This is a genomic window from Rhizobium sp. 1399 (assembly GCF_031455475.1).
GTDB lineage: Bacteria > Pseudomonadota > Alphaproteobacteria > Rhizobiales > Rhizobiaceae > Rhizobium.
In genome coordinates, this window is sequence record NZ_JAVDSU010000001.1 from 1,141,011 (window position 1) to 1,155,148 (window position 14,138).

Consider the following 14,138-nt stretch of genomic DNA (forward strand, 5'->3'; position numbering starts at 1 on the left):
CCCGACCCATCAACGCTTCATGCCGGTCGTGGCGATGCCTTCGATCAGCAGGCGCTGGAAGAACAAGAAGAAGAAGAAGACGGGCACGAGGGTCAGCGTCGACATGGCGAACAGTCCGCCCCAGTCCGATGCGCTGGTGGAGTCCACGAAAGTGCGCAGGCCGAGCTGGATCGTGTAAGTGTTCATGTCATTGAGGTAGATCAGCGGACCGAAGAAATCGTCCCAGGTCCAGATGAAGGAGAATATGGCGGCTGTCGCCAGAACCGGCAGCGACAGCGGCAGCATGATCTTCCAATAGATGCGCCAAGCGCTGCAGCCATCCATCATCGCCGCTTCATCGAGTTCGCGCGGGATGCCGCGGAAGAACTGCACCATGAGGAAAATGAAGAAGGCGTCGCTGGCCAGGAACTTCGGCACGACCAGCGGCAGGATGGTGTTGACCCAGCCGAGATCGAGGAAGAGCACATATTGCGGGATGAGCGTCACGTGATAGGGGATCATCAGCGTGCCGAGCATGATCGCGAACCAGAAGTTCCGGCCGGCAAACCGCAGCCGCGCGAAGGCGAAGGCCGTCAGCGAACAGGCGATGACATTGCCCGCCACGACAAGCAGCGAGATGACGAGGGAATTCCAGAAGAAGCGGCCAAAGGTGATGTCGAGGCCGGTCCAGCCGCGCACATAGGAGGAAAAATCGACCGACGATGGGATGAGCGAGGTCGACGAGAAGATTTCGTTTTCCGGCCTGACCGATGCCGACACCATCCACAGAAGTGGATAGAGCATCAGCAGCGAGGCGGCGATCAGCAGCGCATGGATGATAATCGAAGCCGGGAGGCTGCGTTTGGTGATGTCCGATGGCGGCCTGGCCGCGGTGACGGAAGCGGTCATCTCAGTCATCGTAGTGCACCCAGTAGCGCGAGGTCAGGAAGGAGAAGGCGGTGAAGATCGCGATGATCACCACGAGGATCCAGGCGAGCGCCGAGGCATAGCCCATGCGGAAATTGCCGAAGGCTTCCTGATAGAGATAGAGCGTGTAGAACAGCGTCGAATTGATCGGACCGCCCGTACCGCCGGAGATGATGAAGGCGGGTGTGAAAGCCTTGAAGGCATCGATCGTCTGAACGACAGCATTGAAGAAGATCACAGGTGTGAGAAGCGGCAGGGTGATCTTGTAGAACTGGCGGAATTTCGAGGCGCCGTCGAGGCTTGCTGCCTCATACATATCCTGCGGGATCTGCCGCAGGCCGGCCAGGAAGATGATCATCGGCGAGCCGAACTGCCAGACGGAGAGAGCCACCAGCGTATAGATCGAATAGCTCGGATGCGAGATCCAGCTCGGGCCGACGATACCGAATTGCGCGAGCGCGGCGTTAACGAGGCCATCGCTGGCAAAGAGCTGGCGCCACAGCACGGCAATCGCGACGCTGCCGCCGAGAAGGGACGGAAGGTAGAAGATCGCACGATAGATCGGCAGGCCACGCAGACCCCGGTTCAGGGCAAGTGCGACGAGCAGGGCGAAGGTCAGCTTGAAGGGAACCGACAGCACGACGTAGGTCAGCGTGACGGACATGGCCGATGCGAATTTCGGATCGGCCGTGGCGATGCGCACGTAATTTGCGGCCCCTACCCATCCCGGCGCCCTCAACATGTCGAAGTCGGTGAAGGAGAGGTAGAGCGAAATCAGGGCCGGGCCGAGTGTCAGGCCGAAGAAGCCTACCAGCCACGGAAGCAGAAAGAGATAGCCGGGAGCATTGGCATTCCACAGGCGCCGGAAGCGTCCGTCAGCCTTTACTCCCTGATATCTTTCCACGGTTACCGTCCCTGCGGACGTGCGCATCGCATTGGTCATATAAGATTAACCCCGCGCGAGAATTCGCGTGATTTCATCCACGAGCTGCTTGCCTGCATCAGCCGGAGTGACTTGGCCAAAGGCCACCTGCTCCGAGATGGTGCGCAGCACGACCTGGCCTTCGCCGGCGCCGGTCGGCGGCGGGGGCGGAAGCGGGCCGGCGAGATCGCCGAGACCGGCGACATATTCGAGCGGGATCTTGCCGGTTTCATCGAGCTTGCCGGCGACGACTTCGCGCATCGCCTTCGATTCCGGAATGCCGCGCTCGACATCGAGTATCTTGGCGGCATCGGGGTTCTTGACGAAGAAGTTGACGTAATCGACAGCCTGATCGATCACCTTCGACTGTGCAGAGACGGAGAAGAACATCGAAGGTTTGCGGTAATGGCCGCCCTTCGAGTCCGGCTTGATCCGCAGGTAGTTGCTGAGCATCAACTTGTCCTTGACCATCGCCTGATAGCCAACGAACTGGTTGGAGTGAGCATAATCGCAGGCAGCCTTGCCGAGGGTCAGCGGGCTGGTGTCGATCGTATCCTTATAGAGCGCCTGAATGTCAGGCGTTACGCAAGCTTTAGCTTCACGGAACTTGGCCCACATGTCGAACCATTCCGCGGCGTCGTCCGCGCCGAAAGCGATCTTCGAATCGGCAGTGTACAGCGCCTTGCCGCGCTGACGTACATAGTTTTCGAAGAGCGGTTCGCCGCCGCTGCCATCAGCAAAGCCGAAATAGCCCTTGCGCTTGCCGGCCTTGGTGATTTCAGCACCGATCTTGCCGAATTCTTCCCAGGTCGTCTTGTTCGTCGGCACATCGATGCCGGCTTCCTGGAAGGCGACGGTGTTGATGACCGTGGCCGCCGAATTCGCGCCGAGGCTGACACCGTACAGGTGGCCATCGACCTTGCCGCCTTCGATCTGTGCCGGATCGAAATCATCGATCTGCAGCTTCGACGGCATATAGGATTCCAGCGGGGCAAGAGCGCCGCGCCGGGCGTATTCGACAATATAGCGGTAGTCCATCTGGATGACGTCGGGGGCGTTGCGGCCAGCCACCTGTGTGGCCAGACGCGGCCAGTAATCAGCCCATCCGAGGAATTCGCCGGTGATCGAAACACCGCTGTTCTTCGCCTTGAAAAGGTCGGAGACCTTGTTGGTGCGGTCAGCGCGCGGCTGAGAGCCCCACCAGATGAGGCGCAAGCGGTTCTCCTGCGCGAAAGCGCTGTTTCCGAGCGCCGAAAGCGAAAGGAGCGTTGCTCCGCCCGCCATGAAATTACGTCTGCTTACACGAAAAGACATATTGGTTTTCCTCCTCCCAATAGGAAGCGCCTCCACACGCTTCCCAACTAGCTATCTTGCAACAAATAACTAATTGGTTACAAGCTATGTTCAAAGCCTCCGGGCTGTCAAGCGGTGTTGGTGGCCCGGTTGCGTTTGCAAATTCGGGTTTTTACATTCTTCCGCTTAAGCTTTATGAGCGCAACATGGGAAAATAGGGGAAATCTGATGAACGACACCGGGGAGAGCGCAAAAAAGAAAATCAAGCGCCCGTCCGCCGAGCGAACCGCCCAACGCGACCCGGAGCGTACCCGTGCGGCCATACTTGAAGCCGCGACGCGGGAATTTGCCGAAAACGGCATGGGTGGCGCGCGTGTCGATTCCATCGCCGAGCGCGCCGGCACCAACAAGCGCATGCTCTATCACTATTTCGGCGACAAGGAGCAGCTCTATCTGCGTGTGCTTGAGGAAGCCTATGTCAGCATCCGCACCGCCGAGCGCGCACTGAACATCGGCACCCGCAGCCCTGAGGAGGGCATTGGGGAACTTGCCCTCTTCACCTGGCGCTACTTCCTGCAGCATCCGGAGTTCCTCAGCCTGCTCGGCACGGAAAACCTGCATCGCGCCCGCTGGCTGCGCCAGTCCGTGCGGCTCAAGGAATTGCATTCGCATCTAATCGGCGAGCTTTCGCAGGTGCTGGAAGAAGGCAAGAAGGCGGGAGTCTTCATCGAGACCGCCGACCCGCTGCATGTCTATCTGACGATCGCCTCGCTCGGCTATTTCTACCTCTCCAATCAGTACACGCTTTCCACGATCTTCGGCCGCGATCTCATTACGCCTGCCAATCTCGAAGCCTGGGAACGACATATCGTTCACGTCACGCTCGCCTCGATAAAGCGCTGATTTTCAAAAAACCGAATTGGCTATTGACAGCAATATTCCTCTTCTGCCATCAAGTAACTGTTTAGTTACCGGCTCGGGAGGGCCGGGCCCGACTGCCCGCTCCCGACGCATAAAAGCATCCAGGGAGGGAAAAATGGCACGTTTGGGGATCATTTTGCACGGCGTTACCGGCCGTATGGGCTACAACCAGCACCTCGTTCGGTCGATCCTCGCCTTCTGCGATCAAGGCGGCATCACGCTGAAATCAGGCGAAAAACTGGAAATCGATCCAATCATCGTCGGCCGCAACGGTGCGAAGATGGAGGAGCTCGCCCGCAAGCATAATATCAAGCGCTGGTCGACCGACCTGGATGCTGCGCTCGACAATCCCGATGACACCATCTTCTTCGATGCCGGTACGACGCTGATGCGCGCCGAGCTTCTCACCAAGGCACTCGACGCCGGCAAGCATGTCTATTGCGAAAAGCCGATTTCCGACGATCTGCAGGTCGCGATCGATCTCGCCCGCAAGGCGCGTGCTTCCGGCCTCAAGCACGGCGTGGTGCAGGACAAGCTGTTCCTGCCCGGCCTGCGCAAGCTGGCGCTGCTGCGCGATTCCGGCTTCTTCGGCAAAATCCTCTCAGTGCGCGGCGAATTCGGCTACTGGGTCTTCGAAGGCGACTGGGGCGTTCCGGCCCAGCGCCCCTCCTGGAACTACCGCAAGGCCGATGGCGGCGGCATCATTCTCGATATGCTCTGCCACTGGCGCTATGTGCTCGACAATCTCTTCGGTGAGGTGAAGGCCGTTTCCTGCCTGGGTGCGACCCATATTCCCAGTCGTATCGACGAGCAGGGCAAGCCCTACGACTGCGACACCGATGATGCAGCCTATGCGACCTTCGAGCTGGAAGGCGGCGCGGTCGCGCAGATCAATTCCTCCTGGGCCGTACGCGTTCGTCGCGACGACCTCGTGACCTTCCAGGTGGACGGCACGCATGGCTCGGCCGTTGCCGGCCTCACCAAATGCTGGAGCCAGCACCGCGTCAATACGCCGAAGCCGGTCTGGAATCCTGATCAGCCGCAGACCATCGACTTCTACAAGACCTGGGACGAAGTGCCGGATACGCAGACCTTCGACAACGGCTTCAAGGCGCAGTGGGAAATGTTCATCCGTCACGTCGTCGAAGATGCTCCGTGGCCCTACGGGCTGGAAGCCGGCGCCAAGGGCGTGCAGCTTGCAGAACTCGGCCTGAAATCCTGGGCCGAGCGCCGCTGGCTCGATGTTCCCACGCTGGAGTTTTGAGCCGTGACGACGATCAATCTTCCCCTCGACGGCAAGATCGTTCCCTATGCGCTGACCGGCACGCCGATCGAACTCAAGAAGCGGGACGCCAAGAGCTTCCCGCGTATCGCCTTTGCCGCCGCCCATGTGGTGGCCGATCCGCTCGCCGACAATGATCCGTGGCTGACACCGGCGATCGACTGGGAACGGACGCTTGCCTTCCGCCATCGGCTTTGGGACCTCGGCCTCGGCGTGGCCGAGGCGATGGATACTGCACAGCGCGGCATGGGTCTCGGCTGGCCGGAAGCCCGCGAACTGATCCGCCGCGCGCTTGCCGAAGCTGCCGGACGCAAGGACGCGCTGATTGCCTGCGGCGCTGGCACCGACCATCTGACGCCCGGCCCCGACGTGACCATCGATACGATCATTAGGGCCTATGAAGAGCAGATCGAAACGGTGGAAGCTGCCGGCGGTCGCATCATTCTGATGGCAAGCCGGGCGCTGGCCGCCGCCGCCAAAGAGCCGGACGACTATGTCAGGGTCTATGACCGCATTCTTCGCCAGGTAAAAGAACCTGTCGTTATCCATTGGCTCGGCGAAATGTTCGACCCGGCGCTTCAGGGATATTGGGGCAATGGCGACCATCTGAAGGCGATGGAAACCTGCCTGCAGGTGATCGACGCCAATGCCGCCAAGGTCGACGGCATCAAGATCTCGCTTCTTTCCAAGGAGAAGGAAGTGACGATGCGCCGGCAGCTACCGAAGGGCGTGCGCATGTATACAGGCGACGACTTCAACTATGCCGAACTGATCGCCGGCGACGAGCAGGGCCATTCGGATGCGCTGCTCGGCATTTTTGACGCCATCGCACCTGCGGCTTCGGCTGCTCTCGACGCGCTTGGCCGCAAGAGCAACCACGAATTCTTCGATCTGCTCGAGCCGACAGTTCCGCTGTCGCGCCACATCTTCAAAGCGCCGACCCGCTTTTACAAGACCGGCGTCGTCTTCCTCGCCTATCTCAACGGGTTGCAGGATCATTTCACAATGATCGGCGGCCAGCAGAGCACGCGCTCGCTCACGCATCTAGCGGAGCTTTTCCGCCTGGCCGACAAGGCCCGGGTTCTGGCCGATCCGGACCTTGCAACTGATCGCATGAAGCAGGTGCTTGCCGTCCACGGCGTTCACTGAACGTCAGCATGGCAATGGGAGGGGAATGACATGCAGGTCGAAGGACTTTCGATCAACCTTGCGACAATCCGCGAGCAATGTGGCTTTGCCGAAGCCGTCGATATCTGCCTGAAACACGGCATCACCTCGATCGCGCCCTGGCGCGATCAGGTCGCCAAGGCCGGCCTCGACGAGGCAGTGCGTATCGTCAACTCGAACGGCATCAAGCTGACTGGGCTTTGCCGCGGCGGCTTCTTTCCGGCAGCGAACGAAGCCGAGTGGCAGAAGAACCTCGACGACAACAGACGCGCCATCGACGAGGCGGCAGCCTTTTCGGCCGATTGCCTCGTGCTCGTCGTCGGCGGTTTGCCTGATAGTTCGAAGGATATCGTCGCGGCCCGCCAGATGGTGTTCGACGGCATTGCCGCCGTGCTGCCACATGCGCAGGCCTTGGGCGTGAAGCTCGCGATCGAGCCATTGCATCCGATGTATGCGGCCGACCGGGCTTGTGTAAACACGCTCGGCCAGGCGCTCGATATGTGCGAGCAACTCGGCGAGGATGTCGGCGTCGCCGTCGATGTTTATCACGTCTGGTGGGATCCCGATCTGGCCAACCAGATCGCCCGCGCCGGACGGATGAAGCGCATCTTTGCCCATCACATCTGCGACTGGCTGGTGCCGACCAAGGACATGCTGCTCGACCGCGGCATGATGGGCGATGGCGTCATCGATCTCAAAGGCATAAGACGGATGGTGGAAGCCGCCGGCTTCTTCGGCGCGCAGGAGGTCGAAATCTTCTCGGATGAGAACTGGTGGAAGCGTCCCGCCGACGAGGTGATCGCCACCTGCGTCGAGCGCTTCAGGAGCTGCTGCCAAATCTGATTCTAGAGCATGTCCGTTTTTCTTCGAAACACGGACATGCTCTATCTCTTTGTTTTCACGCAATTCCGGACGCAAAACCGCTGCACACTTTTGCTGGAATTGCTCTAAAGTCCAATCGTTTCATCACGTATGAAGGAGGAATCATTCGATGGAGAAACGCCGTTTTGCCCTGATCGGCACCGGTAACCGCGGCACCACGATGTGGGGCAAGGATCTCTTGGCCGGCTGGCGCGAGCATGTCGACCTGACTGCGATCGTCGAGAAGAATTCGCTACGCGGCGAGCGCGCCCGCACCATGATCGGCAGCAATGCGCCACTCTATGAAAACATCGATTCGATGCTCACAGAGCAGAAGCCGGATCTCGTCATCGTCTGCACGCCCGACCATACGCATGACGATATCGTGGTTAGGGCGTTGGAATCCGGCATCGACGTCATCACCGAAAAGCCGATGACCACCTCGGTCGAGAAGATTCGCCGGATTCTGGATGCCGAAAAGCGCACCGGCCGCCGGGTCGACGTTTCCTTCAACTATCGCTATGCGCCGACGGCAGCGAAGATCAAGGAACTCCTGAATTCCGGCGAAATCGGCCGCGTTACGTCGGTCGATTTCCACTGGTATCTCAACACCAAGCATGGCGCTGATTATTTCCGCCGCTGGCACGCCTATACGGAAAATTCCGGCAGCCTCTTCGTTCACAAGGCGACACATCATTTCGACCTTCTGAACTGGTATCTCGACAGCGATCCTGACGCCGTGACCTCCTTTGCCGACCTGCAGAATTACGGCCGCAAGGGGCCTTTCCGCGGCCCGCGCTGCAAGCTCTGTCCGCACACGCAGGAATGCGACTACTATCTCGATCTCGAAAAGGATCCCTTCCTCGACACGCTCTATGAAGACCCTTCGAAAATCGACGGTTATTTCCGTGACGGCTGTGTCTTCCGCGAAGATATCGACATTCCCGACACGATGGTCGTCTCCCTGCGCTACAGGAACAATGTTCATGTCTCCTATTCACTGAACACGTTCCAGCCGATAGAGGGACATCACCTCGCCTTCAACGGCACTAAAGGCCGCATCGAAATCCGCCAGTATGAAACCCAGCCGTGGGAGGAGCCGAAGGAAGATACGATCCTGCTGATCCGCAGCTTCCCGCATGGCAAGGAGGCCGTCGAGCGCATCACGGTGCCGCATTTCTCCGGCGGCCATTATGGCGGCGACGACCGGATGCGCAACATGATCTTCAAGCCCGATATGCAGGACAAGCTCGCGCAGCGGGCCGGCACACGCGCCGGCGCCATGTCCGTGCTTTGCGGCATTGCGGCACTGACGAGCTCGCGCACCGGCAAGGTCGTCAGTATTTCCGACCTGATGCCGGAGCTTGCCAATGACGGTTCGCCGAATTCGCTGAAGGCGTCGTAAGGCACCTCAGGCGGTATTTTCCAGGTTTTCGAGGGTGAGCCGGTAAAGCAGGGGCTCGCCCTTGATGAAGCGTTCGGCCTCATCCGCTGCCATTTCACCGAGGCGGCTGCGCTCGAGGCCGACGGCACCGGCGATATGCGGTGTCAGGAAGACGTTGGGCAGGTCGTAAAATGCCGATTCCGGTCCCGGTATTTCGGGATCGGTCACATCGATGATGGCGTCGATACGGCCGGTCTTCAGCACGTCAAGCAAAGCGTCCTCATCGAGCAGCGCACCGCGCGCGGTATTGATCAGCGTCGCGCTATCCTTCATCAGCGCCAGTTTTGCGGCATCGATCATATGGTAGGTGGACGGCAGCGATGGCGCGTGGAGGGAGACGATATCCGAATGACGCATGAGATCGTCGAGCTCCACCTTATACACGCCCATTCCGCGCGCCTGACCGGCATCGACGGTCGGATCAAAGAGCAGTACCTTGTAATCGAAGGGCTTCAGCAGATCGATGACGCGGCGACCGATGCGTGACGCACCGATGATGCCAACCGTGCGGCGATAATTGCCGATGGCCTCACGCTGCATCGGGTGGGTGCGATCGCGATGGCGGTCGCCGACATAGAGGTCGCGGAAACGGAAGACATGTTTGCCGGCAAAGATGATTGCGGCGAGCGCGAATTCGGCGACCGGTACGGCATTGGCCTCGGCCGCATGGCTGACGACGACGCCGGCCTCGAAAATGCCGGGATCGACAAGGCCCTTCACCGTTCCCGCGGCATGAACGACGAGCTTCAACTTCCGCGCAAGCGCCAGAGCCTCGCGGCCGACATAGGGCGCGCCCCAGCCTGTGATCAGGATTTCCGCCTCGGAGAGCAGTCGCTTCGCCCGCTCGTCGTCGAAGTGCTGAAGCGGTTCGGCATCGAGCAGGCGTCCGATGCCGTCCAGCCGGCGAAGGACCGCCTCGGGCAGCACATGCTCCGTGCGGGAAGGCTGCATGGCGAGGACGATGGCAGCACGGCTCATGGCATATGTCCTGGCGCTTCGATGGCGCTGACGGTCACGCCCTTCTCGCTGACCAGCTTCCGGAGCGCAGCGATATCGGGTGCTTTCGGCGGTGTGGTCCATGCCCCCGATACGGCAGCCGGATCGTTCAACGCGAGTACAGCCGTGACCAGAACTGTTTCACCGGCCGGAATCTCACCGCGGAGCTGGGGCACGAGCGTCTTGGAAACGATCATGTTGGTATTCGGCAATGCCTTCTGGGCAAGGCCGTTTCGCTTGATCGAAGAACCGAGGTCGACGATGCCGGTGAAATCCACTTCGCCGATCGCGTGAGCCGAGCCTTCAGCCGCTGAAAGCGTGTCCGCATCGAGATCGCGCTTGGCAATCGCGAAGCCGCCTTCCGCGGTCTGCAGCGGGCGTGGTGTTGTGATGCGGTGAACACGGATATGCCACGGGGCGGATGGCACGAGCCAGGTTTCGACCTTCACATCCTTGAAGGCTGACCATCTGGAGTAAAGGATGTCGCCGGCGATCTTCGCTTCTTCATTGGTTTCGCGGACGCGGTAATGCAGGCCGTCATCGCTGAAGGCGAGCGCGGAATCGAAGGCGCCAAGTGCGAAGGCTCGCTCGTCAGCCTCGACGCTGAAGCCGTAGCGGGCAGAATAAGCGAATTTTGCATATTTCTCCGTGCCGAAGCGCATCTGCAGGTTTTCCTGGCCAGACGAGAGCGCCACGACATCATTGCCGGCACGCATGACCACCATGCCCGGATGACGCTGCGGAACGACCTCCGGCGTCTGTTCAGGCGCCTTTTCCTCCGCGGTCCAGAAGGGATGATCCTCGGCAATGGCGAGCGGCAGGAAGACCTTGAAGGCCCAGTAAGGTGAGCCGGCAGAATTATAACTCTCCGACATCAAGAGGTTCGGATAGCCGAAGCCAATGGAGAGAACACCATCGTGGCTGGCGATCGGCTTATCCCGCCACCAGCGCAGATGCTCGAGGCAGAGATGCTTGACCTCCCCCCAGGGCAATGCCTCCAGATCGGCGAAGGCGAGTGCCGACCAGAAACCGGCACAGGCGAAACGATAAGTGAGGCTGCGGCCGAAGGGGATTGTCGCGCCATCGGGCGCAAACCAATGGCGGAAATCCTTGGCAAACAGCACGGCCCGCTCACGGTAGCGCCTAGCATAGTCGTCATCGACTAGCTTGGAATAGATCAAGCCGTAGAAATGCATAGCGAAGGGAATGTAGTGGTCGATGCGGCGGATATTGCCGTCACGGTACCAGCCGTCGCCAATGTAGAAGCCTTCGAGTTCCTCAAGATATTGCTTGGTCAGGCTGCGGTCGAAATCGGCGCCGAGGCGGCCGAGAGCGATATCGACGAAGATCCGGAAGAATTTCCAGTTGTTGTCGGCATAGTCGAACTGCCGGACATGCTTGAAATAGGCGATGATATTGTCGCGAGAGCGCTTGTCGAGCGGCTCCCAGATCTTGTCAGGCACCAGCGCCAGGGCAAAACCGAGGGCGGCGAGCTCCACCATGCGCTGGTCGCGGGCATTGACCGTGCCCCAATATTCGGGATGGGTCGGATCACAGCCATTCGCAAGCCCTTCGGCAAAGCGGTGCCAGTGATCGAAAGCGTTCTTGCCGGCGCCGAGCGGTGCAAGACCCCAGAGCGGACGAGCGAAACCTTCAAGATCAGCAGCAGCCCGGTCGAAATGAGCGCCGGCGCCATCGAGGCGAACACGGGCATTGCCATCGGAGAAGAAGGGCAGCAGCGGATTGAAGAGATCGTTGACAGCGCGGATCATGTCGGCGCGGGTCTTCAGCGGATTGCCTGCGAGCGGATTGGCGCTGGCGGGATCATAGGTCATCGGCATCACTCACAGCTTGTCGGTATCAGGAACAGTGCCTCCTGCAACGGGAACGACCGCCTGGCAGATATGGCGGGCGGGCGCGGTCCTGTCGCGGTAGCGGGAGATCAGAAGGGAGACGGCCTCGCGGCCAAGCGCCGCGCGGTCGACGCGCATGGTGGAAAGCCTGGGATTGGTCATGACGGCACAGGGCAGGTCATCGAAGCCGACGATCGCGAAATCCTCGGGAACGCGAAGGCGTGCTTCGGTGACGGCTTCAAGCACGCCGACGGCAATGAAATCATTCATGCAGAAGGCCGCCGTGTATCCGGGATCTTCCGCGAGCATCGCGACCGTGCGCTCATGCGCCTCGCGGCTGGCGCTGCCCTGGAAGGTAAGCGGAACGAGCCGGCCTTCGGCACCAGGAATCGCGGCAATCGCTGCCTCGAATCCTCGCACACGTTCGCGGATCGTGTGGCGATGCGAGCCGGTGAGATGCAGGATACGGCGATGACCGGCTTTCGTGAGCCGGCTGGTCGCCTCGTAGGCGCCGAAGAAATTGGAGGGGGAGACGCCATCGAGGCGCAGGCGTGGATCGGTACCGTTGACGAGGACGGTCGGTGTTCCTGTCTCTTCCAGCCAGGCCCGCAACGTATCGCTGGGATCGATGCCGACGAGGAAAAGCCCTTCGGCTTCCGCCGTCTGCATATATTCGCCGACAACATCAGGCGTCGTGCGGTCCTCGCGCACGAGCCGCACTTCGAAAGGCATGCCGGCATCGGCGGCACCGGCGCGAAGGCCCTCAACAATCGATTCGTAGAAGACGCTGAGGCCACCGGTTGCCCCGTCGCTGGCAATCAGGGCAAGCCCGCCCGGAACGCTTTCCGAAACAGTCTTCACCGGATAGCCATGTTCGGCAGCGACCTTCAAAATGTGCCGCCGCACGCTTTCGCTGATGCCCGGTTCATTGGCGAGCACCCGCGATACCGTGGAAACCGAAACACCGGCCAGACTGGCAATATCGGCCTGTCGCGGTCGCCTGGTCTTGATCTCATTCATTTTAATCTCGTTCATGTGGCAAAGATTATGCAAATTACGCAAATTTGCAAGATAATCATAAATTCTTGCAAAGAGAAATTTTTTGCGTACTCTAGCCTCCGGCACGCCTGGAAAGACCATTGGAGGATGGCACCGGGCATCGGACACAGGAGGAAATCAATGCAGGTCAATCGCCGTTCATTCTTGATGGGAACCGCGGGTGCCGCGGCCGGCCTTGCCTTTGGCGCTGGCAGCTCGATCCCCGCATTTGCCGAGGACGCTTCGCTTCGCGCCATGTGGTGGGGTTCCAACGACCGTGCCAAGCGCACACTGGATGTTGCCAAACTCTATCAGTCGAAGACACCGGGTGTCACTATTGTCGGCGAGTCGCTTTCGGGCGACGGCTACTGGACGAAGCTCGCAACGCAGATGGCCGGCCGCGCGATCGCAGATGTCTTCCAGCTGGAGCCGGGCACGATCTCCGACTATTCCAAGCGCGGCGCCTGCCTGCCGCTCGATGAATTCGTACCTTCGACGCTCAAGGTCGACAGCTTCGGCGCCGATATGCTGAAGCTCACCACCGTCGACGGCAAGCTCTACGGTGTCGGCCTCGGGCTCAATTCCTTCGCGATGTTCTTCGATACCGTCGAATTCGAAAAGGTGGGTATTCCGCTGCCGACGCCCGATCTCACCTGGGATGAGTATGCCAAGCTTGCCGTGGAACTCGCCAAAGCCTCCGGCAAGGGTGGCGGCCCCTATGCGGCGCGTTACAATTATGTCTTCGACGCCTGGCTGCGCCAGCGCGGCAAGAGCCTCTTCGCCAAGGAGGGTGTCGGCCTCGGCTTCACGGTCGACGACGCCAAGGAATGGTTCGACTACTGGGAAAAGCTGCGCAAGGCAGGCGGCACCGTCGCCGCCGACGTTCAGACGCTTGACCAGAACACCATCGACACCAATTGCCTCGGCCTTGGCAAATCGGTGATCGGCATGGCCTATTCCAACCAGATGGTTGGTTATCAGCTTATCATCAAGAACAAGCTCGGCATCACCATGCTGCCACGCGAGAAGAAGGGGGGCCCGTCCGGTCACTATTATCGCCCGGCACTGATCTGGAGCGTGGGTGCCACGACCAAGCAGGGCGAAGCCGCCGCAAAGTTCATCAGTTTCTTCGTCAACGATCCGGAAGCCGGCAAGATTCTCGGTGTGGAACGTGGCGTGCCGATGTCGCCGGCGGTTCGTGAAGCTATACTGCCGCAGCTCAACCCGACGGAGCAGGAAACGGTCAAATACGTCAATCTGCTCAAGGATCAGGTCGGCGAATATCCGCGGCCAGTACCGATGGGCGCGACCGAATTCGACCAGCGTGTTCTTCGTCCGACCTGCGATGAGCTCGCCTTCGAGCGAATCTCAGTAGCCGATGCCGCAGCCAAGCTCGTCGAAACCGGCAAGGCCACCATCAAGGGTTGATCATATCCTGCATATACCGACAAAGGC

12 protein-coding genes are annotated in these 14,138 nt (G+C 60.1%); 6 read left to right on the top strand and 6 right to left on the bottom strand.

Annotated elements, in window-relative coordinates; translation table 11 throughout:
* Nucleotides 1–9: 9 nt before the first annotated feature.
* From J2X71_RS05895 to J2X71_RS05905, 3 genes are read right to left on the bottom strand one after another with little or no spacing between them, the layout of a single operon-like run.
* Nucleotides 10–897 (bottom strand): carbohydrate ABC transporter permease, encoded by an 888-nt coding sequence (locus tag J2X71_RS05895; protein ID WP_376776552.1) that lies wholly within the window; start codon nt 895–897, stop codon nt 10–12.
* A complete protein-coding gene (locus J2X71_RS05900; RefSeq protein WP_007814102.1) occupies nt 890–1,849 on the bottom strand; it encodes a carbohydrate ABC transporter permease in 960 nt (319 codons plus the stop codon). Before J2X71_RS05900 ends, J2X71_RS05895 begins: the two co-directional genes overlap by 8 nt.
* Nucleotides 1,850–1,855: 6 nt before the next feature.
* Nucleotides 1,856–3,142 (bottom strand): ABC transporter substrate-binding protein, encoded by a 1,287-nt coding sequence (locus J2X71_RS05905; RefSeq protein ID WP_310379962.1) that lies wholly within the window; start codon nt 3,140–3,142, stop codon nt 1,856–1,858.
* A 207-nt stretch (nt 3,143–3,349) separates the two neighbouring features.
* On the opposite strand from J2X71_RS05905, the gene J2X71_RS05910 reads away from it, so the two are divergent.
* From J2X71_RS05910 to J2X71_RS05930, 5 genes are all read left to right on the top strand, one after another.
* On the top strand, nt 3,350–4,024 hold the full coding sequence (locus tag J2X71_RS05910; protein ID WP_310379964.1) for a TetR/AcrR family transcriptional regulator: 675 nt from the start codon (nt 3,350–3,352) through the stop codon (nt 4,022–4,024).
* A gap of 133 nt (nt 4,025–4,157) precedes the next feature.
* Nucleotides 4,158–5,306 carry a Gfo/Idh/MocA family oxidoreductase gene (locus J2X71_RS05915; RefSeq protein ID WP_310379966.1) on the top strand — a complete coding sequence of 383 codons (1,149 nt, stop codon included), beginning with the start codon at nt 4,158–4,160 and terminating at the stop codon, nt 5,304–5,306.
* A 3-nt stretch (nt 5,307–5,309) separates the two neighbouring features.
* Nucleotides 5,310–6,473, top strand: a complete 1,164-nt coding sequence (locus tag J2X71_RS05920) for a dihydrodipicolinate synthase family protein (protein ID WP_310379968.1) — start codon at nt 5,310–5,312, stop codon at nt 6,471–6,473.
* A gap of 30 nt (nt 6,474–6,503) precedes the next feature.
* Nucleotides 6,504–7,334, top strand: a complete 831-nt coding sequence (locus tag J2X71_RS05925) for a sugar phosphate isomerase/epimerase family protein (protein ID WP_310379970.1) — start codon at nt 6,504–6,506, stop codon at nt 7,332–7,334.
* A 148-nt stretch (nt 7,335–7,482) separates the two neighbouring features.
* Nucleotides 7,483–8,757 (top strand): Gfo/Idh/MocA family oxidoreductase, encoded by a 1,275-nt coding sequence (locus tag J2X71_RS05930; RefSeq protein ID WP_310379972.1) that lies wholly within the window; start codon nt 7,483–7,485, stop codon nt 8,755–8,757.
* A gap of 6 nt (nt 8,758–8,763) precedes the next feature.
* Here J2X71_RS05930 and J2X71_RS05935 read toward each other — a convergent pair whose 3' ends face one another.
* Genes J2X71_RS05935 through J2X71_RS05945 form a run of 3 tightly spaced genes read right to left on the bottom strand, consistent with a single transcriptional unit; the run spans nt 8,764 to nt 12,665 of the window.
* Nucleotides 8,764–9,774, bottom strand: coding sequence for a hydroxyacid dehydrogenase (locus J2X71_RS05935; RefSeq protein WP_310379973.1), 1,011 nt, complete (start codon nt 9,772–9,774; stop codon nt 8,764–8,766).
* On the bottom strand, nt 9,771–11,627 hold the full coding sequence (locus J2X71_RS05940) for a DUF2264 domain-containing protein (RefSeq protein ID WP_310379975.1): 1,857 nt from the start codon (nt 11,625–11,627) through the stop codon (nt 9,771–9,773). The genes J2X71_RS05935 and J2X71_RS05940 overlap by 4 nt, the downstream gene beginning before the upstream one ends.
* A 9-nt stretch (nt 11,628–11,636) precedes the next feature.
* Nucleotides 11,637–12,665, bottom strand: a complete 1,029-nt coding sequence (locus J2X71_RS05945) for a LacI family DNA-binding transcriptional regulator (RefSeq protein WP_310379977.1) — start codon at nt 12,663–12,665, stop codon at nt 11,637–11,639.
* Between the two features lie 159 nt (nt 12,666–12,824).
* On the opposite strand from J2X71_RS05945, the gene J2X71_RS05950 reads away from it, so the two are divergent.
* Entirely contained in the window at nt 12,825–14,111 is a 1,287-nt protein-coding gene (locus J2X71_RS05950; protein ID WP_310379979.1) for an ABC transporter substrate-binding protein, read from the top strand.
* Nucleotides 14,112–14,138 lie beyond the last annotated feature (27 nt).